Here is a 25,232-nt window from a genome sequence, read left to right as displayed (position 1 = left end):
ATTAACTCCTAATTAGAAAGCAAATTTTGAATTGTTTTGCTTAAGTTTTCAACTCCCTTCTCTATATCGATTAAGTCGATGTATTGTAATGTACCAGATTTCGCTAATTTTTTAGCTCGTTCATCGGTAGCCTGTCCACGCAAAGCATCTGCAAGTATATCTGCGGTTCTACCACTACCAGCAATCACAACAACTAACCTTCCAGTATTAACGCTAGAAAACGCATCCTCAAAGGTAATCTCACCACCGTTTAAAAGTACAGTTACCGAAGGTGCCTTATTGGCCAGTACAGTTGCAACGCCAGATATCCAAGGAGACTCATCGCCCCAATTATTGCCAGGAACTAGTACAAAATGAGTATGGTTTGGCTCTAACGGTGTCAAATCAGCAGCAGGTTCTTGTTGATTAGGTAAAACCACTTTGCTTTCGGGAGTCACACCAATCAAAGCAAACTTAGCACCTATGTGGGTACGAGCCTGACCCATCAATTGCATGACTCCCGCATCCGTACCTCCATCCACAACATAAGCCCCCAAACTTTCGGCGATGGGGGCTAAAACTTCCGTAAACAACCGTTGAATGCGGAGAAAGTCAGCTTCACTGATGTTACTTGCACCCCCCACCACTACTAAAACAGGACGCGAACCGCCAAGCCCTATTCGCTCAAGAGCATCTGGTAATTCAGTTTGTTGATCAACTCGAATAGCTAATGCTGTTTGTTCGTTGTTAAAGGTAAGTTTCAAAAAATTTTTCATTTGTCAAGAATCCCGACTGCTTAAGTTTTCCAGGGTAGAACTTCACAGTCATGTTCCGCAAGCGTCGTATTACGCACAGTCAATTGCCGAAACGTCCTACAGAGGAGCGATGTCTCCGACGGGCTACGCCTACGCAAGACGCTTTATTTAGCACAGCTTCAAAAACCAACGTTATGATAATTAATGCATTAATCGAGCTTGCGTCTAATAATAAATAAGTTGGCACAAATAAACTTCCAGAGTACGGAGACGATTAATCGCCTCTGTAGAGCAGTCAAAAATCATTGAACTATAGACTTTGGGCTATGGACTCTTGAAAGTGGACTGTTAAGTGCTGCACCCAACCAAAATCAGCCGTTGTACAAATTTCCACAAGGATAATTAAAGTGACTAAGACTAACTCAGACTTTCTTACCTCCACCGATCCAGCGATCGCGGAGTTAATCAACGACGAACTACAGCGTCAGCGAGACCACTTAGAGTTGATTGCTAGTGAAAACTTTACTTCCGCCGCTGTACTGGCGGCTCAAGGTTCGGTACTGACAAATAAATATGCTGAGGGATTACCTGGTAAACGCTATTATGGCGGTTGTGAGTTTATCGACAAAATCGAGCAACTAGCGATCAATCGCGCTAAACAGATATTTGGTGCTGCTCATGCGAATGTGCAACCCCATTCTGGCGCACAAGCCAATTTTGCAGTGTTCCTGTCGCTGTTAGAACCAGGAGACAAAATTATGGGGATGGATTTGTCTCATGGGGGACATCTCACCCACGGTTCACCTGTAAATGTCTCAGGTAAGTGGTTCCAAGTTAGCCACTACGGTGTCAGTCAACAAACAGAACAACTTGACTACGATCAAATTCGGGAGCTGGCGCTGAGGGAGCGTCCTAAGCTACTGATTTGTGGTTATTCGGCTTATCCCCGTATAATTGACTTTGAAAAGTTCCGTAGCATTGCTGATGAAATCGGCGCTTACTTACTTGCTGATATTGCTCATATTGCTGGTTTAGTTGCTACTGGTCTTCATCCCGATCCCATTCCTCATTGTCATGTAGTAACAACAACTACCCATAAGACTCTACGCGGCCCTAGAGGTGGTTTAATCTTGACTAGCGACGCAGAACTAGGTAAAAAGCTAGATAAATCTGTTTTTCCTGGCACCCAAGGCGGGCCATTGGAACACGTTATTGCTGGTAAAGCAGTAGCTTTTGGAGAAGCCCTAAAGCCTGAATTTAAAACCTATTCTGCCCAAGTGATTGACAATGCTCGTGCTTTGGCAGAACAACTACAAAATCGAGGTTTAAAGTTAGTGTCAAATGGCACTGACAATCATTTAATTCTCGTGGATTTACGCTCTGTCGGTCTAACTGGTAAGCAGGCAGATCAGCTAGTCAGTACTGTGAATATTACTGCTAACAAAAATACTATTCCCTTTGATCCGCAATCGCCATTTGTTACCAGTGGACTAAGGTTAGGTTCGCCTGCAATGACCACACGGGGCTTAGGAGTAGCAGAATTTACCGAGATTGGAAATATTATTAGCGATCGCCTGCTTTCTCCAGATTCCGACGTAGTAACCCAAGATTGTCGGCAACGAGTAGCAGCATTGTGCGATCGCTTCCCCTTATATCCTCACCTGGAAATTCCTGTACCAGCCCTAGCCTGAGATCATAGTTAAGAGTTAATAGTTAGGAGTGATGAGTTTTAAGTTTTGAACTCCTAACTTCTAACTTCTAACTCCTAACTTCTAACTCCTAACTCCTAACTCCTAACTCCTAACTATTCCTAATGAGTGCAGAAATTATTTGTGTTGGTACTGAACTGTTGCTAGGAGATATTCTCAACGGCAATGCTCAATTTTTGGCGCAACAATTAGCGCAGCTAGGTATCCCCCACTACTATCAAACAGTGGTTGGGGATAATCCAGAACGGTTGAAGCAAGTTATAGAAATTGCTATTTCTAGAGCGCAAATTCTCATTTTTACTGGTGGACTCGGCCCGACACCAGATGATCTCACCTGCGAAACAATCGCCGATTTTTTTAAAGTTCCGTTGGTAGAACACCCACAAATTATCGAAGACATAACCCAAAAATTCGCCCAACGAGGCCGGGTTATGTCACCAAGTAACCGCAAGCAAGCTTTGATTCCCCAAGGTGCAGAAATTCTACCCAACCCCAGTGGAACAGCACCCGGTATTATTTGGCAGCCTCGCCCTGAAATCACGATTTTTACCTTTCCCGGTGTTCCTAGTGAAATGCACCTGATGTGGGAAGAAACAGCTGTGCCATTTCTCAAAAGTCAAGGTTGGGGTAAGGAAACTATTTACAGCCGGAGTTTAAAGTTTTGGGGTATTGGTGAATCTGCTTTGGCAGAAAAAGTTGCTTCTTATTTGAAGTTACCAAATCCGACAGTAGCCCCTTATGCAGGTAAGGGGGAAGTAAGATTGCGAGTCTCAGCTAAAGCCACTTCAGAGGCAGCCGCAGAAGACCTAATTGCGCCCATTGAAAAACAACTTACAGAAATTGCCGGACTAGATTTCTACGGCGTTAATAATGATACTCTTGCTTCCGTGGTTGGCCAGTTATTGCGGGCATCAAAAGAAACGCTTTCGGTGGCAGAATCTTGCACTGGTGGCGGTTTAGGGCAAATGTTGACTGAGATTTCTGGGAGTTCTGATTACTTTTGGGGTGGAGTAATTTCTTATGACAATTCGGTGAAGGTTGGGCTGCTGGGGGTTAACCAGGAAGATTTAGATAAATTTGGGGCGGTAAGCGCGATCGTTGCAGAGCAAATGGCAGTTGGGGTAAAAACCCGCCTTGCAACCACTTGGGGATTGAGTATCACTGGTATTGCTGGCCCAACTGGAGGGACAGATACTAAGCCGGTGGGTTTAGTTTACATTGGTTTAGCTGGGCCAAAGGATGAAGTGACAAGTTTTGAGTATCAATTTGGTACAGTGCGAGGACGCGCTCTAATTCGTCATGTGAGTGCAAATGCAGCGTTGGATAATCTGCGACGAAAGTTGTTGACGAGGTAGGAAAGGGTGCGATGCCTACAGCGGGCTGCGTCTACGCACTTTGTGTAGAGGTTGCAATGTTTAACAACAAGTCACTCCACATCTACGTACTTCTAGTTTGACGAAGATAGGGTGTAAAAATGTCGAAAAAGCGTAAATTGCTAGAGAAAGTTCTTTCTGGTTCCAAGAATATTCAATTTAATGAACTGGTTACTCTGGTTGAGGCATTTGGATTTTCTCTATCACGCGTTAATGGCAGTCATCACATCTTTACTCACCAGGATATTCCTGAGCTTGTTAACTTGCAAAATCGAAAGGGCGAAGCTGTTCCGTATCAAATTCGTCAATTTCTGATTTTGATTGAAAAATATGCACTTACTTTGGAGGATGAAGGATGAAGCATTATCACATTAATATCTTCTACAGTGAAGAAGATGATGGCTACATTGCTGATATTCCTGATCTGAAATATTGTTCAGCATTTGGTCTAACTGAAGAAGAAGCACTTCGTGAAGTCTTGCAAGCAAAAGCAGCATGGTTAGATGCTGCCAAAGTTGAGGGTAAACCAACTCCTGAACCAAGATATCGACCTGCAATTTACCAAGTAGCCTCATGATTAATGGATGTGCTGCGATGGCGTACCCGCCCGCCGTAGGCGATCGCACTTTTATGTGGAGATTGCGATCGCCTTTGGTAAAAAATATTAACACCAATGTTCAGGTTATTTGATTGCAGTCAAATCAAAGTTTAACTTTTTCTTAATAGAATCTATTACCTTAGCTTCTGCCGGTGTAATTATCCCATCTAGATGATCAACTTTTTGACATTGAGCTAGTAAAGGTACGGCAAAATCACTATTAATTTGCTCAAGTAAAGTTTCTAAAGATGGTGGAGATTTGATATGAGAAGCGATCGCATCGATTGAGGCAGGGCTAAGGTTGGCAGCTTGTAATTCTGGTAAAATATCTTCCCAAGAGTTATCTGGATTACCTGCTAAAACAATATGAACCAAAATCTGATCCATAATTTTTTCTTGGGAAATAGCAGCTTCAATAAATTTTTCACTCTCTACCTGAGCATCTACTAATGTTGCCTCTAAAGTTAATGGATTCTGCTTTGCTTCATAAAACTGACAAGCCGCATAACCTAATGTGTAGATCATTACTGCATTTGAACTAGCACCAATGACGGCTCCCGCTACTGGCAAGTTTCGTAGTAAACCCAAACCTGCTTTGATTGCTGTTTTTCCACCCAGCCCTAAACCAAAAATTGCTACTGCCTCTCCTCTGCGCTCGGAATCATTTAAATTCATTCCATAGGCAGCAGCGATTTGATAGACTAACTCCACTGATAATGCAGATGTAGCAGCCCAATCCACCATAAACATTGCAGCCGCTTGTCCTGGTGCAAAACTACTAGCAAGCCCTGTTCCTCCTGCTAAAACAGCTTTTTCCAGCATAAGATGATGGGCAATTTGTGCTGGTTCTTCATTTGGGTGTTCTTGCTGTAGCTTTCTAACGGCAGCCTCGGCTTTAACTAAATCAACCTGTTGAATTAAAGGATTTAACCAATCTTGATTGAGAGATTTTATTGCTACTTGCAATTGAGGATTATTCCCAACAATTGCTAGTGCCTGTCCTACTATTTGCGTTGCTTGTAAAGCTGCACCCCCAACTGCACCGCCAATACCTACAGCCGCCCCTGCAACAGCTTGTCCAACTTGAACAGCAGCACTCCCTACTGCTCCTGCTGTTCCTGACACTGCTCCAAAAAATGACCCGAAAAAAGATGGTTTTTGTAGTGATGATTGACCATCTGTTGTTGTAATGACATTGGAGGATACAATGTCAACTTTTGCTTGAGCTATGGATGAAGGTGTAATTAGCTGTACTTTTAACTCAAACTCTTGTTGCCAATCTGGAAAATCCTCGCCTGTTACTCTACCGTATATTTTGACATTATTAAAAGATTGGATGCCTAAATTAATTAATCGATCACAAATAAGTGGAACTACTAACTGTTGTACTGGAACTTCAAATGATTCCAGCATTATCTGTAGACAATTTTGTTTGAAACTAGTTTTTGGCGTAATGCTGGGTAAATTTAACCACTGACTTACCAAAGTGTTAATCGCATTTATATCACCCTGCTTGGCAAGTTCTAGAATATTTAGCTGTATCATACTTAGTAGTGGTGAGAATCTTAGCAATAACTTAGTTCAATTATTCCCACTCACTAGATCAAAAGTAATATTTAACACATTTAACTTCTAACCATCAGCTATCCAACTCCTATCCATCAGCACAATTAATCACGGGATCGCTTGCTGTATTCTTCACGATTTGTTACAAAAGTATAAAGAACTTCTAGAGACCCAAAACCACATGTTCGGCGGACTTACTGGTTTAACAGATCCTAAAGGCACTGATTGGGGAGAGCGGATGCTCAATACGGTCGCCAGCCAAACGATTCGCCACCTGTTTACCCAAAGCGAGTCAGTAGAAGTCTTTGTGCGCTGCTATCCCTCCAGCAAACTGTTGCAAGGCAGCATTGATAGCTTCAAAATGAGCGGTCGTGGCTTGGTGATTCGGAGAGATTTTGCGGTTGAGGAGATGTCTTTTGAAACCGATGCAGTTGCTATTGACTTCGGCTCGGTTTTAAGTGGCAAACTCAGTCTTAAGCAACCCACTCAAGCGATCGCTCAAGTAATTTTATCAGAAGAGGGCATAAACCAAGCCTTTAATGCGGAACTGGTGAAAAAGCGCCTGCTTAACCTCACCGTACCATCACTGACGGCATTATCTGGCGGTGAACCAGTCTCCTTTACGGAAGTCCAGGTACAGCTATTGCCAGAAAATCGCTTACAGCTTGTAGCAAAAGCGGATTTAAATAATGGCGAACTTGTACCCCTGAGCATGATCCTAACTATAGGCATTGAAAGGCGGCGGCGGGTTTCTTTCAAAGATCCAAAAATCGAACTTGATCAAGTACCAGAAGCACAACGGGAAATCTCGCAAACCTTAAGCGTGGCACTGGTAGAAATTTTAGATAATATGGTCGATTTGGATCGTTTTGACCTTGATGGAGTGAAAATGCGGCTCAACCGATTAGAAACTGAAGGTCAAAAACTTATTTTCAGTGGATATGCTGAAATCGAACGTATTCCACATAGCGCTTGATATATTGTCACGCAAAAAAGCAAGGTAAAGTTAAAACAAATTAAATACCGCCTAGATCACTCTGGACGGTACTGTAAATCTTTAAGTTTTGAACGGAGTTAGGAGTTATTGATTATTCCTAACTCCTAACTCCTAACTCCTAAATATCTATCTTCCCACGCCTACATATTGGAATCCAGCCCGGATCATTGCTTCGGGATCGAGGAAGTTACGACCGTCAATGATAACGGGGTGGGCCATCAATTTTGCCATCTTCACATAGTCGAGAGTGCTGAACTGCTTCCATTCGGTCACGAGTACTAAAGCATCGCAGCCATCAGCTAGTCTTTCAGCATCGGTTTCTACTAACACTCCAGAAAGACCATGACGCATACCTGTTTGGGAAATAATGGGGTCGTAGGCTTTGACTTTGGCTCCCAGTCGGTTTAGTTGCTCAATTAGGATGAGTGCTGGGGCATCGCGCAAGTCGTCGGTATCTGGCTTGAAGGTCAGTCCGAGTAGTCCGACTGTTTTGCCTTTGAGAATTTTCAAAACTTGTTGGAGTTTCTCCAAAGCAATCAACCGCTGACGTTCGTTGACACTGACAGCAGCTTTCATTAGCTGGGCTTCATAGCCATAATCATCAGCAGTGTGAATCAGGGCGGAGACATCTTTGGGGAAGCAAGAACCACCCCAACCAATACCAGCTTGTAAAAACTTGTTACCAATGCGGGAGTCTAGACCAATACCTCTGGCTACTTGGGTGACATCAGCACCGACGCGATCGCAAATATTAGCAACTTCGTTAATAAAACTAATCTTAGTGGCTAAAAAGGCATTAGCGGCATATTTGATCATCTCCGCCGAACTCAGGTCTGTCGCCAGAATTGGCACAGGAGGTAAAGATTGATCATCAGCGTACTTGCGTTCCACAATTGGGGCATACAGTTGTTGCATTAAGGCTACTGCTTTTTGACTATTGCCTCCTAGTACAATGCGATCGGGGTTGAAGGTATCGTGAACTGCCGAACCTTCGCGCAAAAACTCTGGATTGCTCACCACATCAAACTCGGCTACAAACTCAGGTAATTTATCATCACTCGACACGCCACCTGCGGGTACCAATGTTTTCTGACGTTCAGCAACACCATCTAGAACAAGCATCCGCACCCAGTCACCTGAGCCAATGGGTACGGTAGATTTATTCACTATGACTTTATAACCACCGTTGAGATTTTCGCCAATCCCACGAGCTACAGCTTCAACATAACGAGTATCACTTTCACCAGTGGGTAAAGGTGGCGTTCCCACAGCAATAAACAGAATTTCTCCGTGGGAAACTCCAGCAGCGAGATCACTAGTAAAATGAATCTTCTCTGTTTGAATGGCAGACTGCATAATTTCTGAGAGTCCCGGTTCAAAAATTGGGGACTGCCCAGACTTCATTAACTTAACTTTTTCTTCGTTGTTGTCTACGCAAATGACATCATGCCCAATATGAGCCAAGCAAGCACCTGTAACTAAACCAACGTAACCAGTACCAATCACGCAAACACGCATTTTTTAACTCCTCACTTTTTTAGGGGTTAGTCTTCAAAAAGAAGTCTGAATATGACACTTAGACACTGACATAAAACTCAGCCACCAAGCATACTAGCTACCGATAGGGTAAAGCCTGCATGAAAATTCAGAGCGACGCTAGGTGCCACTCAGGTGGTTGAATTATTGACATCGCTTTGAATGCGATCGCGAAAATCTTCTATTGTTAGTTTTAACCCCTCTTGCAGAGGAATGGTTGGTTCCCAATTTAACCAAGTTTTTGCCTTTGTGATATCAGGCTGGCGACGCCGGGGGTCGTCCGAAGGTAGTGCCTCGAACTTAATCTGCGCGTCTGGGTTGATCATATTTTGCACAGCTTGTGCCAATTGTAAAATCGTGTATTCACCAGGATTGCCCAAATTTACTGGGCCAATGTAGTCGCCATTCATTAGACGGATGAATCCTTCTACCAAATCGGAAACGTAGCAGAAACTACGAGTTTGCGAACCATCCCCATACACAGTTAAAGGATTACCCCGTAAGGCTTGAACAATAAAGTTGCTCACCACCCGACCATCGTTTTCTAACATTCTTGGACCGTAGGTGTTAAATATCCGAACAACTCGAATATCAACTTTATTTTGCCTGTAATAATCGAATGCTAGAGTCTCAGCAATTCTTTTTCCTTCGTCGTAACATGAACGTATCCCAATGGGATTAACGCTACCCCTATACTCTTCAGTTTGGGGATGAACTTCTGGATCACCGTATACTTCACTAGTTGAAGCCAAGAAAAACCTAGCTTTTACCCGTTTAGCCAGCCCCAACATATTCAGTGTTCCCATCACGTTGGTTTTAACGGTTTTAACTGGGTTGTACTGGTAATGTACTGGTGAGGCAGGACAAGCTAAATGATAAATTTGATCAACTTCCAACCGAATTGGTTCGGTAATATCGTGGCGGATCAGTTCAAAGTACGGATTATCTAACCATTTAAGGATGTTCCGTTTGTGACCAGTGTAAAAATTATCCAAGCATATTACTTCATGCCCATCGGTCATTAGTCGGTCGATGAGATGGGAACCAATAAACCCAGCACCGCCCGTCACCAAAATTCTCATAGTTTCCCAGTTAGTTACAGATATTTTCAGTAGCTATTGCACTTATCTTTTAGATTACCCAGCTTGGGGACAAAAATACAGAACGAAAAACTAACAAGGCTTAATCAAAAAGTGTTCTTGAACTTACCTATTATTCTACGGTTGTACTTTTGTGATATTTTTACCTACTTTCCTTAACAATTTAACTAGCAAAGTAACAAACATTGTCTAAAAATTGTCAGTCTTCCATCTAAGTTCATCAAATCTTCAACAATATAAAGTGTTTTTACAGTTACGACTGTTTTCAGCACCTACGCTGATTCATTTGTTGCAAAGTTTATTGCCAGTGCTATGGCTACGCCAAGGCAGCCTAAGCTCAGGTGAGTGGACTAAAGTATGCCTCATATCATACAGCAGATGTAATGCCAGTAACCGTGTTAGACATAACTACATTTGTGGTTTGAGTCCGTTGCGGTTCTCCAAGCATGACAATAGAGCAGGTAAGTTGTCTGGCTAACTGGGTTGTGACATCGCTAATGGCTAACCCTCCAGGACTGGTACGATTACGTATAAAAGGTAAAACTACTAAATCATATAATCGTGCTGCTTGCAAAATTGCTTGAGCAACATTTTCATGAGCGATAATTTGAATTTCTGGGGCATTGTTCAAAGCTAATTTAGATACTAGTAGGGAAAGATGCGATCGCCTCCAAGCAATTTTACTGGAACTAGTGCGGCGATCGCATACATTCAGCACAGTAATGTGGCTCTGATTTGCCTCTGCCAACATCTGGGCAAATTGCACAGGCTGTAATGTAGGAGCTGTTAAATTTTCTATTGGTACTAAGATACGCTGAATTTTTTTCGGTGATTCTACTAGACGTGTCACCGCTACTGGACAATGGGATGCCCAAAGCACACCATCAATCACATTCCCAAATAAACGCGCTCGCAACCCAGTCCGTTTACCCCAACCCATAACAATTAAATTAGCCTTTTGTTCACGAGCGGCTCTGCTAATTCCTTGAGCAAAGGCATCATCAATTCGCAGCACTGGTTCTGCCGCTACGCCTAATACTCGACTTTGTGCTGTAGCTTTGGTTAATAACCGCTCACTCCGTTGTAGAGAGGCATCTAACTGGGGTGTATCCATCTGAGCAGCAGCATTAGCGATCGCAAGCGGTATAATTTTTCCCTTAGATTGACGCGCTAATAACGCCGCCATTTCAATCAAATACTGCTCGGTCTGAGGATTATAGACAGGTACGACTATAGTAAAAGCACTGTTTGTCTCTGGTGCGTTTTGATCGGGTAGGGGCGGTGCTGAATCTTCGGCTGGTGAGGAATTCAAACCAACAGCTATTCGACTAGTTATCAACGGCCCCAAGGTTGATGTGACAACCATTAAGACAATGACGCTGTGTAATACTTCTAGTGGCAGCAACCCTGCCCGATATCCCACTAACGTTGCTGCTAACGTTGTACCAACCTGGGGAAGTGATAGCGACCACATGGTTAGCATTTCTTGCCAGTTATAGCGGTAAACCAATTTTGTGAACAAAGCTGCAATTAATTTACTGACAATCAAACCGACTATCATTAACAGCGTTAACTTGAGTGTGTCCAGGTTGTTCACAAAAGCAGGTAAATTGATCAGCAAACCAAGATCAACAAAGAAAATGGGAATGAATAGCACACTGCCAATAAATACCACCTTTTCTTTGACTGGGCCTTCACCTACAGCTTCATTCACTGCCAAACCCGCTAAAAAGGCACCAACAATTTTTTCTACCCCAATCAATTGAGCGCCCACAGCTGCCAGAAAGACAGAAAGCAACACAAACAAAAACTTGTTTCCTTCGTCGTCTCCAGACCGTTTGAAAAATTCTTTGCCTGCCCAATCAAAGCCTGTGACAACGGCAACAGAGTAAATAGTTAACCAACCCGACAAGGTGAGTAGTTTAGCAAAGCTGAATGCTCCAGCATGAGTGACAGCTACACAGATGGCTAAAATTATTACTGCGCCAATATCTGTAAAAATGGTAGCTCCAATAGTGACAGTAACAGCTTCGTTGTTTACCACTCCCAAACGGCTGATTATGGGATATGCCAAAAGGGTATAGGAAGCGAATAAAGAGCCAATTAATATTGATGTATTCCAGCCATAGCCTAAAATCAGCCCTACTAAGGTTCCTACCACCAGGGGTACACTGAAAGTCAAGCTAGCAAAGCCAAAAGCACGACTTTTTTGCTGGCGAAACTTTTCTAGATCAACTTCTAGCCCGGCGACAAACAGCAAGTAAATTAACCCAATATCTGATAGCAGGTTAATCATCGGTGAGTCAGACTGAAATAGATTCCAGCCTGAGGGCCCAAGTACTAGCCCTGAGAAAACCAAACCCACTAATCCTGGTAATCTTAGCCGCTCAAATATGATGGGTATAACTAAGATGACCGCCAGCAAAATAGCAAAGGGAACAATTGGTTCCTTGCCAAGAACTTGGGAAGTTGGTTCCAGAGCAAGAACTTGTGATATGAGTTCCATAGGTAGGAATTGAAGGGGCTATGGTAAAACTGCGATTACCTTGGGGGCGATCGCTTGATCGATATAAATAAATGGAGAAGCCACCTGACGAGAAATCAAATATCTTAACTTACACTAACTAGGCAATTGTCTCAGAACTAACTACCTACGGATGGATTTGACTCAAAATGAACCGCAAGCGATCGTAGTCGTCTTTAAGTAGCACGCTCAGGCTACGTCCAGCTTTAATTAGCCATTCTCGGTCAGCTTTGCGTAACTGGTATACATCTCGAATGGCGGCTGCGGTCAAAGACTCTACTGGCGCACCATTAATACAAAGGAGTGTCCGCAAAAAATCTAGTTCTTCTGTAAATTTAATGATAGCTTCTGGTTCACACCGATAAACAGCTTGATGAATTTGCGGGGGACGGGGTGGTAGATACTGATATACTCTTTGGTTATAACTTTGATTTTGCGAAGATAGTTCAAATCCAACGATCGCAGCTCGGAATTCTGTTCTCAGCATGGCAAATATCTGAGGTTGTTCCTCGCGTAAGTCTTGTAATGACAACCCCAAAGCTCTGGCCCGGTGTACGGAATCTATTGGCATAGTTGTGGCATAATATACCACGGCATAAACTTGATTACCCGATTCTTCATCTACAGAACAGACCCAACTACCAAAGGGTGGCATGGAGGGAAAACTCAAATCTTCTGGTTCCAAACACTGAGCTAAAAATTCTGTACTTGTAGTCTCAATCACCTCCGCAATATGGTTGGGATGGCGATCACCAGTAGCAAACTGTGGTAGAGGGAGGCGCATGGGAGTGCTGAGTTTGGAGTTAAGAGTTAGGAATGATGAGTTAAGAGTTAAGAGTGAGGAGTGATGAGTTGAAGAATCATAATTCCTAACTCCTAACTTCTCACTCCTAACTAATCTCACTCCTAACTGCTAACTAAATATTATTTGGCTTTTTTACGTCCGGCTGTGGTCTCTACGAGTTCCAATTCGCTCAGACGGAAGGTAACTAATTTATCCCAGTTACCACCTTCAAATAATACGGCTACTTTGCCATCACTCACCCGTTGTACGAGTCCTTCGTAGCGATAATAGGTATCTGCGGGATTATTGACGCGAACAGTTGCTCCAGGCAGAATCATGTTTTTAGCCTCGCTTGTTTCCTTTTAATAGCTTAATACTTCTTATTAGTCATTAGTCCTTGGGGAAGTGCAAATGACAAATGACGAATCAATAATACTTCTGTCTTTGCCGAAAATTTGCTACCGATTCTACTATTCCCAAGGAAATGAAGTTAGTCAGCATAGCAGAACGCCCATAACTCATCCAAGGTAGGGGAATTCCTGCCACGGGCGCTAAACCAACAGTCATGCCAACGTTGACAATCAGCTGAAACACAATCATAGACAAAACGCCAATAGCCAACAAGGAACCAAAGTTATCTTTGGCGGTTTGGGCAACATGCAGTAGACGGAAGCAAATTAAGCAGAAGACAAACAGCACTACCAAACAACCGACAAAACCAAATTCTTCCCCCACTGCGGAGAAAATAAAATCTGTATGCTGTTCCGGTACGAAATTCAGTTGCGTCATTGGTCCCTTGAACAGACCCCATCCCCAAATTTCACCAGCACCAATGGCAATGCGAGATTGAATTAGGTGATACCCAGCACCGAGTGGATCGTGATCGGGATTCATGAATACAGTTAATCGGTCTTTTTGATACTCTTTCAAAATATGCTTCCAGGCGAAGACTCCTAATTCGCCACCCAGTATATTTAGAGTCCAGGCACCGATAGTGCCCAAACCAAATCGCCGCCAGGGAAGAGTTTTCCAGCCCACAATAGCCATCGCAACTGACCAAACTATCCCTAATGGGCCAAAAGATAGTTCTTTGAATAAAACTATCGGCTCGGATAAAGGCCAAGATATACTAAACAAAATGGCAGCAACCACAGGAGAAATCATCAGAATTAACCAGCCTGGGTTAGCATTTGCCCAGTAAAGCATTCCTAAAACGATCGCACAAAAAACCATTGATGTTGCTAAATCTGGCTGTAAAAATATTAATCCCCAAGGTATAGCGGTGATTGCTAGAACGCGGAAAACACCTTCGAGGGTAGAAGCAGTGCGCTTGTGTAGCAAAGCTGCTAAGGTAATGATCATGCCGACTTTGGCAAATTCTGAGGGTTGCACGTTAAAGCCGGCGATACTAATCCACCGCTGTGCCCCTTTGGCGCTACTACCAGCAATCATCACTATGATTAAGCTGAAGTTCGTTAGTGCATATGTTACCCAGTGCCACTGCATCAAAAGTTCGTAACGGATACGAGATAAAAACAGGGCTATAAGCACGCCAATACCCGCTACCATCCAGTGCCACCACCAGTCAGTTACTGGCTGCTTCAGTTCCGTACTGAGAATCATCAGGCCGCCAAAGATACTGACAGCAACCGGCAAACAAAAAAGTAGCCAATCTATATGCTGCCAGGGCTTAACCCAAGACTTCCAGCGAATTTTGGGGAGCGATCGTTTTAACAACATGGTGCCAGTTTAGACTTTAGCTTTTAGATTTTAAATGTAAGTGTTGGGGTATTAGGCATAGGGCATGGGGCATTGAACAATAATCAATTCCCATCTCCCTTGTCCCTAATCCCAGTCCCTAGTATTCCCAGGACATAGCCCAGGAAATAGATAGAAATTAAAATTAATTATGTCAGGGCAGCAACTGATACTTTACCAGCAATGGTAAGAGCGATCGCTGTTAATGCTTTTGCGGAAGCTGAATCTGGATCACCAACCACTATAGGCACACCACTGTCACCACCAACTCGTGTGGAAATCTCTAGCGGTACGCACCCCAACAGTGGCACTCCCAATTCAGCGGCTGTTTTGGAGCCACCACCGGAACCAAATATGTCATACTGCTTATCCGGTTGGTCAGGAGGTATAAAATAGCTCATATTTTCCACGATCCCTAATACCGGGACATTCATCTGCTGGAACATCCGCAATCCCTTGCGAGAATCTAACAGAGCTACGTTTTGCGGCGTGGTGACAATTACGGCCCCTGCCATCGGCACTGCTTGAGTTAAAGTTAACTGAGCATCTCCGGTTCCCGGTGGCATATCTACAATCAAATAATCCAGTTCTCCCCATTGCACTTGATAAAGAAATTGGCGAATTACACCATTGAGCATAGGCCCCCGCCAAATTACTGGCTGATCTCGGTCAATTAGAAAGCCCATTGAAACTAATTTGACACCGTGATTAAAAGCAGGTTCCAGGATGTCGCCTGTTTCAGTTGAGCGCACTACAATTTGGGCATCAGCTAAACCCAGCATGGTGGGATCATTGGGGCCATAAATATCAGCATCTAACAAGCCGACTTTCGCCCCAGTTTGGGCTAGAGCCACTGCTACATTCACCGCTACTGTACTTTTACCAACGCCACCTTTGCCGCTGGAAACAGCAATGATATTTTTCACCCCAGAAATGCCAGTGCGGTCGGGTAAACTTTTTTGTTGTGGTGTTTCTGCCGTCACTTCTATGCTTACATCTGTAACCCCTGGTAGCTTTTTGACAGCTCTCTGACAGTCTTCAACAATAAATTCACGTAAAGGACAGGCGGGAGTGGTTAACACCAAAGTGAAACTTACCTTACCATCATCAATTTTGACGTTGCGAATCATATTGAGTTCTACCAGACTTTTGCGGAGTTCTGGGTCTTCCACTGGTCGCAATACTTCTAAGACAGATCGGGAATCGAGGACATCGTACATAAAAATTCAAAATTCAAAATGAATAAATACAGTTGTGGAGAACGTCTTAGCTATTAACTGGATGCTTTCTTAAGCAAGGTCAGCTTAGTGTTTTCACTGTTACTGCCGTAATAAAACTTAGCAAATGGCATTATTACCTAATAGAATCTTAACTTTCTTTAGGGATGGGGAACATAAGAAAATAATAGGTAATAGGGAATAATCTCTCCCCTGTTACCTGTTACTTGTACCCTAGCCCTAATCCCCATCAGCTAAAAATCAAAACAACTGTTATTAAGGGATTTTTTCTTACCAGATACCGCTGGCAACGCCGTCTTTTCTACTGCCTCTACTAAAGACCGTGCTACGCGGTCTGCGTAAGGACGGGATAAAGACCAAATCAAGGGCGATAACCATCCGCGTAGTGTTACAGAATAAGACAAACAAGTACCACAAACCGTTGACTCTACTTGATAAGTTACCCGTTCCTCTATCCCAGGAATCGCCAGTACTCGGATACTCAGCATCTCTTTATGATTGACGCGCTCCACAAAAATGCGGATGGGAATCGGTGAAAAGCGTGTTACAGCATGAAAAATCAATCCTGGTTTTGGTACTAATCCATAGGGCACGTTAGTACTCTTAAGTAGTGGATGCCAGGAAACATCCGTTAAGTCAGCAACTTTTTGCCACAGTTCATCTACAGAAGCAGAACTAATCTCTCGATACGTCTGCACCAGAGAAGCGCAAAACCGACGACGTTTGCGGTGGATGAATTTGGATAACCAACCTTGCATTTTCCTAATCCTCCTCCTCGCTAGACACTTTCTGGTAACTCTGGTTTTGTGGACAACTACGCTCAGATGCTAAATTAAAACTTTCTCAAAAACGCCCCAAACATAGCAAGCCTAGATTCGGCGCAGACGCCAATAGCCAACATAATATTATGACAAAGAAGTTTTAATCAGGCCAGTCAAATCCTTGATACTTCCAGGTTATGACTAAAGTCTAGTGTTTATACCAGAATATTCCAAGTGACATGCTCCCCATGCTCATTTGGAGTAGCAAATGAGCATGGGGAACAAGGGCGCGAAATCATTAAAATTAACAAAAAAAACTCAGACAACATACAAGCCTATACGCATTTGAGGGAAAATAACTCTAATGATGCCCATCAATCGTATAAATGCTTAACCAGTAAGAAAAAGCGGGTTGGGCAAATAGAGCTTGATTGTTGGCGTGTGTTTCCCCCAAATTTTAAGATAAGAAATTTGTGGCTTTCTGGAAATTGTAATTTAGGTTCGGGAATCTATGTTGACCAACTCGCAAATACCAACTGTAGCAGCAGAATCATCCAAATCTTTGCCAGCAACTGACGCTCAGACTAGAGTCAGTCAGTTTATGAAACAGCTGCAAGACGAAATTACCGAATCATTGGCAAAACTAGATGGTGTGGGTAAGTTTCATGAAGATAGTTGGGAACGCCCAGAAGGGGGTGGAGGGCGATCGCGCGTGCTGCGCGAAGGTGCAATATTTGAACAAGCAGGTGTAAATTTTTCTGAAGTTTGGGGTTCCCATTTGCCAGCCTCAATTTTAACCCAACGCCCTGAAGCCGCAGGACATGGCTTTTATGCCACGGGAACTTCAATGGTATTACATCCTCATAATCCTTACGTGCCCACAGTTCATCTAAATTATCGCTACTTTGAAGCGGGACCAGTCTGGTGGTTTGGTGGTGGCCTTGACTTGACACCTTATTACCCTTTTGCTGAAGATGCGGCACATTTACACAAGACATTAAAACAGGCTTGTGACAAACACCACCCAGACTATTACCCGGTTTTTAAGCGGTGGTGTGATGAATATTTTTACCTCAAGCATCGTGATGAGACACGGGGTGTAGGTGGTCTGTTTTTTGATTACCAAGATGGTCAAGGTGCTTTATATCGCGGGCCAAATCCCAATGGGGAAGCGGCTATTCATAGCAATCAGGTGGGAACACCAGAAACCCGTAATTGGGAAGATTTGTTTGCCTTTGTGCAAGACTGTGGTAAAGCATTTTTACCAGCCTACGTACCAATTGTAGAACGGCGACATGGGATGGAGTATGGCGATCGCCAACGGAATTTTCAACTCTACCGCCGGGGACGGTATGTAGAATTTAACTTGGTTTATGACCGAGGCACTATTTTTGGTCTGCAAACTAACGGACGCACTGAATCAATTCTCATGTCTCTACCACCCTTAGTGCGCTGGGAATACGGCTATCAGCCAGAACCTAATTCCCCCGAAGCCGAGTTGTATGAAACCTTTCTTAAGCCTCAAGATTGGAGCAATTGGACACCACCTCAATAAAAACTGGGGATTGGGCATTGGGCATTGGGCATAGAGAATAGAAAAGGGAGACAAGGAAGAGACTTGTTCAATAATTCCCCTTGTTCCCCTTGTCCCCTGCTTCCCTGCTCCCCCTGCTTCTTCCCCACTCCCCACTCCCCCACTCCCTCTTTGAATTGCTACTCAGCACTATTTTGGTGAGTTAAACTACTAAAAGTAAGCACTTAGAAGAAAAAAGTGACAATTTTAGCTATAGCTTGTTAATCTCAAGTGACAGCATTAGACAATTCTGTAACTAGTTAATCTTAAAAGGAATGCCACGGGGAGGGCTTTAGTGATTCATATAGACCAAAAAAGTTATACAACCCAAGACGGAAACGCCGTTATTGTCCTGACACCAGCAGGTCGCTTAGACATTACCACTGCTTGGCAATTTCGCCTGAAGTTACAGGAGTGTATTTCCAAACTCAGTCGCCATGTAGTTGTAAATCTGGCTCAGGTAAATTTTATTGATAGTTCTGGTCTTACATCTTTGGTAGCTGGGATGCGTGATGCTGATAAAGTCAAGGGCAGTTTCCGCATCTGCAATGTACATCCAGAAGCCAAACTCGTGTTTGAAGTTACGATGATGGATACTGTCTTTGAAATCTTTGAAACAGAAGAGGAAGCTTTAGAAGGTGTACCTCGTAGCATCGCTAGCTAAAAAAGAATTAGGAGTTAATTCAGAACTCATAATTCATAATTCATGAATCATAAATTTATCTTATCAATATTGATTTCGCTTGGTGTAGCGATAAGGCCCCATAATCGCTCCCCAAGTTGCTTTTCCAGTTGCTGGATCAATTCCTTTGTCGTAGCTGTGAAATTCTGTCGCAGTGGTTTCAAACCCCAAGGAAACATAGATGCTACTGCCAAGATAAGTAAAGCTGCAACGAGCCTCTGGTAGCGGGGTAGCTGTAAACTTATAGCGATCGCAAGCTAGTGTTTCCTGAGCTACTGTTAGGATACAACCCGGTAGTAAATCTAATTGTTCGGGTGTCAGTGTGTCCAGTAGAGCAGGATTATGACCTGCACCTCTTAGTGAGCCTGGATCTTGCGGCATGTAGTATTGTACTTCCAGAGATGTGTCATTGCTACCCTGACGCAACCGCATAATTCGCTGGCGGTAAGATTGATCTGGAGTTATAACGTTAGCCTGTTCGGCAAACAGGGTAATGCTATCTTCTGTGAACAGATTAATTGGTCTTTGCCACAGACGGAGATGGACATACCAAATTGGTTCTCCTATGGCTTGTTCCTGATTATCAAATTCACCAGCTAAATACTCACCTAAAGCAATTAACTGTGGCGAAAAGTTCATAAATGCGATCAACAAATTATTAAGGATCAAATTTTCGGCTAGTTTTTTAGAGGAAAGGGTCTTAATCCCCTGTGGCTACTAGCTTATAAAATACTTCTGATTTCTCTCAATTGTAAATGAAACTGTCACCAGCCAAAAGCTCAACTTGGCAAAGTAGCCTTTAAGCGAGAAAATAAAGATACGTCGCCCTTAACATTTTCTTTGTGAATAACGTCCGTACTGTCTCTGATACAAAACGAACTTTTTACAATCTTCACACCCGTCCGATTAACACTATTTATCGTCGGGTAGTAGAAGAATTGATGGTGGAAATGCATCTGCTGTCAGTAAATATCGATTTTAGCTACAATCCAATTTATGCCTTGGGCGTCGTCACTACCTTTGACCGCTTCATGCAAGGCTATCAACCAGAACGGGATCAAGAATCAATTTTTAACGCCCTATGTCGGGCTATAGAACAAGATCCGCAACATTATCGACAGGATGCTCAAAGACTGCAAACTGTAGCTAAAGGTTTGCCAGTTAAAGATTTAATTGCGTGGCTGGGCCAAACCACTTACTTAGATCGAGATGCTGACTTGCAGGCACAACTGCAAGCGATCGCCAACAATCCTAACTTTAAATACAACCGTTTGTTCGCAATTGGTGTATTTTCGTTATTGGAACAGTCAGATCCTGAATTAGTCAAAGATGAAAAGCAACTCACGGAGGCGCTGAAAGCGATCGCTGCTGGCTTGCACTTATCTGATGACAAACTCAATAAGGATTTGGAGCTATACCGTTCTAACCTAGAAAAAATGGCGCAAGCACTGGTGGTGATGGCAGATATGCTCTCAGCCGATCGCAAAAAACGCGAACAACGTAAACAACAATCAACTACCCCCGTTGCTCCCCCAAGTTCCAACGAATAGTTAGGAGATAGTAGTTAGGAGTTAGGAGTTATTAACAACTCATCACTCCTAACTTCTCACTCCTCACTATTTATTTTAAACACCCAATAATTTGTAGATTATGCTGTTAATTATAGTCAGCGCAAATGCTCCAATAACAGCACTCCAAATCCCGTAACGTAAGCGAAAGCCTTCTACTAACCAAGCAGCAATACTAAAACAAACCACGGCTATCATAAATGTGAAAATGCCGGATAACAAGTCCAATGTGAGTAAATTCGGTACTGCAAAGACGAGGCTTAAAATCGGTCTGACTATTGCCGTCACGATACCAAGCACTGCGGCAGAAAGGAAGGCTTTACCAGGAGTATCAATTTCAACTCCTAAAGGTAATTTACTAATTATCAACAGGCTGATAGCTGTTACTACCCAAACAATTAAAAGCGTCACGATATTCATGCCACAACCCCTGAAACGTGAATGGCAATTGGTGATAAATTACTTCAGTTTATCGATGAAAAAATCTTTAAAGCTCAACCAATTATTTGTAAATTAGCAGAAATTTTGTCGCTAACTAGATTTTGTTTTAGATGTCTTTAGGATTGGGAAAAAGCTTTAGGGGAAGTGGGGAGTAGGGAATGAGGAAGCAGGGGAGGCAAGGGGAGAAATAACCAATACCCCATGCCCCATGCCCCTATCTCATCTTTGAAGAGGAGGTTGGGTTTGCTGAGGTGCTACAGGCGCTTGGGATGCTGGTGGGTTGGAAATACCAGGATTGATAGGACTGATGCCTTGTCCAGTTGGAGGCTGGCTGATGCCAGGAAGAGGTACGGAATTAGGTGCTAAGGGAAATTTAGGGGCAAGATTCCCTTCGGGATTGATGCCGGGAACTGGTGCGGTTGTGGGTAGAGGTGCTGCACCAGGATTGATTGGAAAAGAGGGGATATTTGGCTGGTTAAGTGGGTTTGTGGGTAGTTGAGATGGGCCAGGAATAATTCCTAAAGAAACGCGATCGCCTCCTACTTGCCGTAGCAAATCTAATGTCTCAATCACATCATTATAAGTTGCTGTCCGCGAAGCATTCAGCACCACAACAGCACTGGGATTTTGTTGGAGATACTGTTTTAACCTCACTCCCAAATCATCCCGTTTTACAGGCTGTTTTTCTATGTAAGTATTGCCAACGGCATCGATAGTTACAATCAAATTTCCACTTTGTGATGTTATTCCAGATACTGTACTGGGGCTGGCTTTGGGCAAATCAACATTTATTGCCTGTTGGCGCGTAAATTGTAATGCCGCTAACAAAAAAAACGTCAGGATACAAAAAACAACATCAATTAAAGGGATGATTTGAATTTGGACTTCTTCAATCGGGGTATGTAGATTAACTTTCATTTTCTCAATTTAAACGCCTGGATTTGGAGTTGAATTATTGACTAATTAGGTGCATTTGGGGGTTCAGGTGGTTCAGAAAACCTAGTCTTTCCTGGCTTGCGGGGTGGAGTGAAATTTTCCCGCACCATTGCTGATGCACTATTACTAAAATCAGGTGGGGACTGGCGGTAGAGCAATTCCATCTCATTCCCTGCCTTACGAAAAACTTTGACTTGGTTGACTACAAAACTTTGAAATAGGCGGTAAAATACCAAACTAATGATGGCAACTATTAGTCCCGCTGCCGTACTAATTAAGGATTCACCAATACCAGTAGTTACCCCAGCGGTAGATTCGGTTCCCAAATCGCCAATCCGAATTGAGCGCAGAGACTGAATTAGACCCAGAACTGTACCTAATAATCCCAGCAGGGGCGCGAGGGCAATCACAGCTTCTAAAAGCTTTTCGCCCCGCCGCATTCCAGCTAATTCATCTTCTGCTGTGGACTCCAATGCTAATCGAAAGGTTTCTGCATCAGTTTTGGGAAAACGTAAGGGGGCGTAGAGAAAACGCCCGACAGGCTGATGGCTTGCTTGTCTGGCAATATCCGCAGCTATTTGCCAATTATCCTGGGCAGCAACTAGGATGCGATCGACTATTTGCTTTTCCTGAGTCAAAATTCGCAGCCAGAACCACAAACGCTCAAAAATCACACTCAAAGACAGAATCGACAGAACAAGTAAAGGCCACATCGCTGGCCCGCCCTTATAAAACAAATCTAAAATATCCACTGTTTAAGTTTCCTCCCTCCATGACTAGAGCAAATCTGCTTAGGCATTTTAATTCTAGAGATTAATGCAAAATGAGGGACTTCCAAAATATAAATTTCCCGAAAGCCTAAAAATACAGTGCAAGCATGGCGTATTTGACTTAGACTGCTGGAAAAACTTGCTGCTGGGTAGGCAATTGAATGATAAACTCACTTCCTTCACCAAGAGTAGAAAAACATTCCAATTTGCCACCATGTTTTTCGGTGATAATTTGATAGCTGATTGCCATGCCCATGCCCGTTCCTTTGCCTACAGGTTTGGTGGTGAAGAAAGGATTGAAAATGCGGTTTTTAACCTGTTCTGGCATTCCCCCGGCATTATCAGCGATCGCAATTTCCACTGACTGCGAATTGCTTATTGAGGTGCGAATGATAATCTGACTGGGATTTGCCTCCATTTCCTGAACAGTGCGATTGGCGTTTACTTCGTCTAAGGCATCGATCGCATTCACCAGAATATTCATCAAAACTTGATTGAGTTGTCCGGGATAGCATTCTACTTGGGGTAACTTGCCATAATCTCGGATCAATACAATTGCTGGGCGTTCTGGTTTGTCTTTCAGACGGTATTGCAAAATCAATAGCGTACTTTCAATTCCTTCATGAAGGTCAACTGCTTTGAATTCTGCTTCATCTATCCGAGAAAAGTTCCGTAGTGATAACACAATGTTCCGAATCCGATCAGTACCCATTTTCATAGAAGTTAGCATCTTCTGTAAATCCTCGATCAAAAACTCCAGATCGATTTCTTCAGCTAACGCTTGCACCTCTGGATCGTTGCTGGGATGACGTTGTTGGTAAAGCTGGATCATCCTGAGCAAATCTTGAGTGTATTCGTTTAAATAAGTAATATTGCCGTGAATAAAGTTTACCGGGTTGTTGATTTCATGGGCTACACCTGCCACCAGTTGACCCAGGCTAGACATTTTTTCACTTTGAACCATTTGGGCTTGAGTGTGCTGCAATTCAGTCAAGGCGGTTTTAAGTTCGGTGGTGCGTTCTTCCACCCTGTCTTCTAACTCTGCCTTACCATTTTCTAGTGCTGTAAAAGATTCGCGCAATTGCCCTGCCATGTGATTAAAGGAATGAGAAAGTACATTGAGTTCTTGAATGTTTTTGATATCTAAGGTTTGGTCTAAATTGCCAGATGCCATTGCCTGACTGGCTCGGTTCATTTGCAGAATCGGCTGTGTAATCCAACGGGAGGTTAAATAGCCCATGCAGGTTGCTACAGCCAATGCTCCGAGACAGAGCAAAATGGTAGTGCGGGTGTTGGCATTGATTTGTGCCATAAAAACGTGTTCAGGCACACTCACTACTACTAGCCAATCCAATCCATATTGGTCACGCCAGGGGGTGACATTAACAAAAATTGGTTCTCCTTGCCAATTAAGTTGCAGTTTTTTGGATTCGGTGATGGATTCAAAGCCATTGAAGGTTTGTTGAATTTGTTTGGCAATGGACTGAACTGAAGGATCAGGACTGTCGGTGGCTTTTATTCGCCGAATATCTTCCTTGACCAGAGTAAAAGGCTGCTGCGTGCTAGAGTTCGCTATCAGCATCCCATTCCGCTCCAGAATGAAAACCTGTCCAGAGCGGCTAACATCTAAACGCCGTAAAAATTCGCTCAATTTTATTAAATGGATATCTGCTGCAACCATCCCCAGTAATCGATTCTGCGCGTCATAAATTGGATGACCTGCTGAAGCAGCGATGTATGGATGATTGGGATAATTCAAAATATAAATTCGTGACCAGATCGGTTTACCAGCTTTTACGGGTTCCGTATACCAAGTTTCCTTGAAGTTGTCCCAATCAAAAATAGTAGTGACATGGGTGCGATCGCCTTGGTCATCTGTGGCGTAGTTGTAGGCATTTTTCGGAGGCTTGGCGCTCCAATCATCAATCGTCACAGTTTTGCCATCGTAACGGGCGGCTCCTGTGCCTTCACCTGTGGTCAGTCCGATGCCGATGTAGGTAAGGTCATAAGCCTGCATTTGTTTGGAGAAATACTTTCCCACAGTTTTGCGATCGCGCACATTTAATAATCCCATCTGAATGGCATCAGCATTAATCTGGCTAACTTTATGGGGAATAGATAGATAAGAATTTAAATGTTGATCTACTATATTGCTAGTTCGCTCCATCAACTGGTCTGCCAAGTCGTTGACAGCTTTCTGTCCATTCTTAAATGACAAATAACCTACTAAACCCACTGCTCCAAATATTTGTAAGACAAAAGGAATAATTAGAACTATCTGTAGTGGGATTTTAGATATGCCAAAGTGATGCTTCTTCATCGGTAGGTTTCATCCTGCGTTAGTGCTTCGCCTTCTTAAAAGCAGTTAAATCTCCACTAAAGAGGCGAAACTTGAGATTTATATAGCTAGGATTCCCCTCTAAAATCCACAATCAACATCCATACAATTTATTTGTTGTCAGGGAATTACTAGACTCTTGTGCAGAATCGCAGATTACGAGTAGCGTCTTCCAGACTAACTAGGGCGGTTATTCCCACCGGGAGTTTTTAGGATAATTTGTCAAAATAAAAGATAACTGGAGGT

At 43.3% G+C, this 25,232-nt stretch carries 23 protein-coding genes; 8 read left to right on the top strand and 15 right to left on the bottom strand.

Annotated features, from left to right (window positions below; genetic code table 11):
- Window positions 1–8: 8 nt before the first annotated feature.
- Window positions 9–755, bottom strand: coding sequence for a hypothetical protein (locus ACEYW6_RS25620; protein ID WP_412981967.1), 747 nt, complete (start codon window positions 753–755; stop codon window positions 9–11).
- Window positions 756–1,141: 386 nt separating this feature from the next.
- Here ACEYW6_RS25620 and glyA point away from each other — a divergent pair, with 386 nt between their 5' ends.
- The 4 genes from glyA to ACEYW6_RS25600 all read left to right on the top strand — a co-directional run bounded on the left by glyA (window position 1,142) and on the right by ACEYW6_RS25600 (window position 4,393).
- Window positions 1,142–2,425 carry a serine hydroxymethyltransferase gene (gene glyA / locus ACEYW6_RS25615; protein ID WP_412981966.1) on the top strand — a complete coding sequence of 428 codons (1,284 nt, stop codon included), beginning with the start codon at window positions 1,142–1,144 and terminating at the stop codon, window positions 2,423–2,425.
- Window positions 2,426–2,547: 122 nt separating this feature from the next.
- A complete protein-coding gene (locus ACEYW6_RS25610) occupies window positions 2,548–3,798 on the top strand; it encodes a competence/damage-inducible protein A (RefSeq protein WP_412981965.1) in 1,251 nt (416 codons plus the stop codon).
- Between the two features lie 119 nt (window positions 3,799–3,917).
- Window positions 3,918–4,175 carry a type II toxin-antitoxin system HicA family toxin gene (locus ACEYW6_RS25605; RefSeq protein ID WP_412981964.1) on the top strand — a complete coding sequence of 86 codons (258 nt, stop codon included), beginning with the start codon at window positions 3,918–3,920 and terminating at the stop codon, window positions 4,173–4,175.
- Complete coding sequence (locus ACEYW6_RS25600) at window positions 4,172–4,393, top strand: type II toxin-antitoxin system HicB family antitoxin (protein WP_412981963.1); 222 nt, start codon at window positions 4,172–4,174, stop codon at window positions 4,391–4,393. The genes ACEYW6_RS25605 and ACEYW6_RS25600 overlap by 4 nt, the downstream gene beginning before the upstream one ends.
- A gap of 105 nt (window positions 4,394–4,498) precedes the next feature.
- On the opposite strand, the gene ACEYW6_RS25595 is transcribed toward ACEYW6_RS25600, so the two are convergent.
- Window positions 4,499–5,959 (bottom strand): hypothetical protein, encoded by a 1,461-nt coding sequence (locus ACEYW6_RS25595; protein WP_412981962.1) that lies wholly within the window; start codon window positions 5,957–5,959, stop codon window positions 4,499–4,501.
- Window positions 5,960–6,161: 202 nt separating this feature from the next.
- Here ACEYW6_RS25595 and ACEYW6_RS25590 point away from each other — a divergent pair, with 202 nt between their 5' ends.
- A complete protein-coding gene (locus ACEYW6_RS25590; protein ID WP_412981961.1) occupies window positions 6,162–6,956 on the top strand; it encodes a DUF2993 domain-containing protein in 795 nt (264 codons plus the stop codon).
- Window positions 6,957–7,103: 147 nt separating this feature from the next.
- On the opposite strand, the gene ACEYW6_RS25585 is transcribed toward ACEYW6_RS25590, so the two are convergent.
- From ACEYW6_RS25585 to ACEYW6_RS25550, 8 genes are all read right to left on the bottom strand, one after another.
- Window positions 7,104–8,495 (bottom strand): UDP-glucose dehydrogenase family protein, encoded by a 1,392-nt coding sequence (locus ACEYW6_RS25585; RefSeq protein WP_190899078.1) that lies wholly within the window; start codon window positions 8,493–8,495, stop codon window positions 7,104–7,106.
- A gap of 149 nt (window positions 8,496–8,644) precedes the next feature.
- The gene (locus ACEYW6_RS25580; RefSeq protein WP_190899076.1) at window positions 8,645–9,595 is read right to left on the bottom strand and encodes a UDP-glucuronic acid decarboxylase family protein; all 951 of its coding nucleotides are present in this window, start codon (window positions 9,593–9,595) and stop codon (window positions 8,645–8,647) included.
- Window positions 9,596–9,980: 385 nt separating this feature from the next.
- Window positions 9,981–12,119 (bottom strand): cation:proton antiporter, encoded by a 2,139-nt coding sequence (locus ACEYW6_RS25575; RefSeq protein WP_412981960.1) that lies wholly within the window; start codon window positions 12,117–12,119, stop codon window positions 9,981–9,983.
- Between the two features lie 145 nt (window positions 12,120–12,264).
- A complete protein-coding gene (locus tag ACEYW6_RS25570) occupies window positions 12,265–12,921 on the bottom strand; it encodes an HAS-barrel domain-containing protein (protein ID WP_190899133.1) in 657 nt (218 codons plus the stop codon).
- 140 nt (window positions 12,922–13,061) lie between these two features.
- Window positions 13,062–13,259, bottom strand: a complete 198-nt coding sequence (locus ACEYW6_RS25565) for an NAD(P)H dehydrogenase subunit NdhS (protein WP_190899062.1) — start codon at window positions 13,257–13,259, stop codon at window positions 13,062–13,064.
- 88 nt (window positions 13,260–13,347) lie between these two features.
- Window positions 13,348–14,661 carry a rod shape-determining protein RodA gene (rodA, locus tag ACEYW6_RS25560; RefSeq protein WP_412981959.1) on the bottom strand — a complete coding sequence of 438 codons (1,314 nt, stop codon included), beginning with the start codon at window positions 14,659–14,661 and terminating at the stop codon, window positions 13,348–13,350.
- A 167-nt stretch (window positions 14,662–14,828) separates the two neighbouring features.
- Window positions 14,829–15,899: an Mrp/NBP35 family ATP-binding protein gene (locus ACEYW6_RS25555; protein WP_412981958.1), complete on the bottom strand. Its 1,071-nt coding sequence runs from the start codon at window positions 15,897–15,899 to the stop codon at window positions 14,829–14,831.
- Window positions 15,900–16,150: 251 nt separating this feature from the next.
- Window positions 16,151–16,675, bottom strand: coding sequence for an SRPBCC family protein (locus ACEYW6_RS25550; RefSeq protein WP_412981957.1), 525 nt, complete (start codon window positions 16,673–16,675; stop codon window positions 16,151–16,153).
- Between the two features lie 514 nt (window positions 16,676–17,189).
- Between ACEYW6_RS25550 and hemF the strand changes: the two genes are divergently transcribed.
- Entirely contained in the window at window positions 17,190–18,233 is a 1,044-nt protein-coding gene (gene hemF, locus ACEYW6_RS25545; RefSeq protein WP_412981956.1) for an oxygen-dependent coproporphyrinogen oxidase, read from the top strand.
- 313 nt (window positions 18,234–18,546) lie between these two features.
- A complete protein-coding gene (locus tag ACEYW6_RS25540) occupies window positions 18,547–18,915 on the top strand; it encodes an STAS domain-containing protein (RefSeq protein WP_190899047.1) in 369 nt (122 codons plus the stop codon).
- A gap of 63 nt (window positions 18,916–18,978) precedes the next feature.
- On the opposite strand, the gene ACEYW6_RS25535 is transcribed toward ACEYW6_RS25540, so the two are convergent.
- On the bottom strand, window positions 18,979–19,572 hold the full coding sequence (locus ACEYW6_RS25535) for a chromophore lyase CpcT/CpeT (RefSeq protein ID WP_412981955.1): 594 nt from the start codon (window positions 19,570–19,572) through the stop codon (window positions 18,979–18,981).
- Between the two features lie 203 nt (window positions 19,573–19,775).
- On the opposite strand from ACEYW6_RS25535, the gene psb29 reads away from it, so the two are divergent.
- A complete protein-coding gene (gene psb29, locus ACEYW6_RS25530; protein ID WP_190899045.1) occupies window positions 19,776–20,483 on the top strand; it encodes a photosystem II biogenesis protein Psp29 in 708 nt (235 codons plus the stop codon).
- 75 nt (window positions 20,484–20,558) lie between these two features.
- Here the strand turns inward: psb29 and ACEYW6_RS25525 are convergent, their stop codons facing one another.
- The 4 genes from ACEYW6_RS25525 to ACEYW6_RS25510 form a co-directional block, all read right to left on the bottom strand.
- Complete coding sequence (locus ACEYW6_RS25525; protein WP_190899043.1) at window positions 20,559–20,921, bottom strand: phage holin family protein; 363 nt, start codon at window positions 20,919–20,921, stop codon at window positions 20,559–20,561.
- A gap of 240 nt (window positions 20,922–21,161) precedes the next feature.
- Entirely contained in the window at window positions 21,162–21,860 is a 699-nt protein-coding gene (locus ACEYW6_RS25520) for a biopolymer transporter ExbD (RefSeq protein WP_412981954.1), read from the bottom strand.
- Between the two features lie 41 nt (window positions 21,861–21,901).
- Window positions 21,902–22,630 (bottom strand): MotA/TolQ/ExbB proton channel family protein, encoded by a 729-nt coding sequence (locus ACEYW6_RS25515; protein ID WP_196512459.1) that lies wholly within the window; start codon window positions 22,628–22,630, stop codon window positions 21,902–21,904.
- Between the two features lie 139 nt (window positions 22,631–22,769).
- Window positions 22,770–24,968, bottom strand: coding sequence for an ATP-binding protein (locus tag ACEYW6_RS25510; RefSeq protein WP_412981953.1), 2,199 nt, complete (start codon window positions 24,966–24,968; stop codon window positions 22,770–22,772).
- Window positions 24,969–25,232 lie beyond the last annotated feature (264 nt).

The organism is Nostoc sp. UIC 10607, from assembly GCF_047228265.1.
Classification (GTDB): Bacteria; Cyanobacteriota; Cyanobacteriia; order Cyanobacteriales; family Nostocaceae; genus Nostoc; species Nostoc foliaceum_A.
This window is presented reverse-complemented; position numbering and strand designations above follow the sequence as displayed.

What these genes read in the sequence shown, in the direction of transcription:
- ACEYW6_RS25605 (WP_412981964.1), top strand. Translation starts at nt 3,918, where the DNA reads ATGTCGAAAAAGCGTAAATTGCTAGAGAAAGTTCTTTCTGGTTCCAAG.
- rodA (WP_412981959.1), bottom strand. Translation starts at nt 14,661, where the DNA reads ATGTTGTTAAAACGATCGCTCCCCAAAATTCGCTGGAAGTCTTGGGTT.
- ACEYW6_RS25575 (WP_412981960.1), bottom strand. Translation starts at nt 12,119, where the DNA reads ATGGAACTCATATCACAAGTTCTTGCTCTGGAACCAACTTCCCAAGTT.
- ACEYW6_RS25595 (WP_412981962.1), bottom strand. Translation starts at nt 5,959, where the DNA reads ATGATACAGCTAAATATTCTAGAACTTGCCAAGCAGGGTGATATAAAT.
- ACEYW6_RS25510 (WP_412981953.1), bottom strand. Translation starts at nt 24,968, where the DNA reads ATGAAGAAGCATCACTTTGGCATATCTAAAATCCCACTACAGATAGTT.
- ACEYW6_RS25520 (WP_412981954.1), bottom strand. Translation starts at nt 21,860, where the DNA reads ATGAAAGTTAATCTACATACCCCGATTGAAGAAGTCCAAATTCAAATC.
- ACEYW6_RS25590 (WP_412981961.1), top strand. Translation starts at nt 6,162, where the DNA reads ATGTTCGGCGGACTTACTGGTTTAACAGATCCTAAAGGCACTGATTGG.
- ACEYW6_RS25535 (WP_412981955.1), bottom strand. Translation starts at nt 19,572, where the DNA reads ATGAACTTTTCGCCACAGTTAATTGCTTTAGGTGAGTATTTAGCTGGT.
- ACEYW6_RS25620 (WP_412981967.1), bottom strand. Translation starts at nt 755, where the DNA reads ATGAAAAATTTTTTGAAACTTACCTTTAACAACGAACAAACAGCATTA.
- ACEYW6_RS25565 (WP_190899062.1), bottom strand. Translation starts at nt 13,259, where the DNA reads ATGATTCTGCCTGGAGCAACTGTTCGCGTCAATAATCCCGCAGATACC.
- ACEYW6_RS25600 (WP_412981963.1), top strand. Translation starts at nt 4,172, where the DNA reads ATGAAGCATTATCACATTAATATCTTCTACAGTGAAGAAGATGATGGC.
- hemF (WP_412981956.1), top strand. Translation starts at nt 17,190, where the DNA reads ATGTTGACCAACTCGCAAATACCAACTGTAGCAGCAGAATCATCCAAA.
- ACEYW6_RS25570 (WP_190899133.1), bottom strand. Translation starts at nt 12,921, where the DNA reads ATGCGCCTCCCTCTACCACAGTTTGCTACTGGTGATCGCCATCCCAAC.
- ACEYW6_RS25555 (WP_412981958.1), bottom strand. Translation starts at nt 15,899, where the DNA reads ATGTACGATGTCCTCGATTCCCGATCTGTCTTAGAAGTATTGCGACCA.
- ACEYW6_RS25610 (WP_412981965.1), top strand. Translation starts at nt 2,548, where the DNA reads ATGAGTGCAGAAATTATTTGTGTTGGTACTGAACTGTTGCTAGGAGAT.
- ACEYW6_RS25580 (WP_190899076.1), bottom strand. Translation starts at nt 9,595, where the DNA reads ATGAGAATTTTGGTGACGGGCGGTGCTGGGTTTATTGGTTCCCATCTC.
- ACEYW6_RS25550 (WP_412981957.1), bottom strand. Translation starts at nt 16,675, where the DNA reads ATGCAAGGTTGGTTATCCAAATTCATCCACCGCAAACGTCGTCGGTTT.
- ACEYW6_RS25585 (WP_190899078.1), bottom strand. Translation starts at nt 8,495, where the DNA reads ATGCGTGTTTGCGTGATTGGTACTGGTTACGTTGGTTTAGTTACAGGT.
- ACEYW6_RS25525 (WP_190899043.1), bottom strand. Translation starts at nt 20,921, where the DNA reads ATGAATATCGTGACGCTTTTAATTGTTTGGGTAGTAACAGCTATCAGC.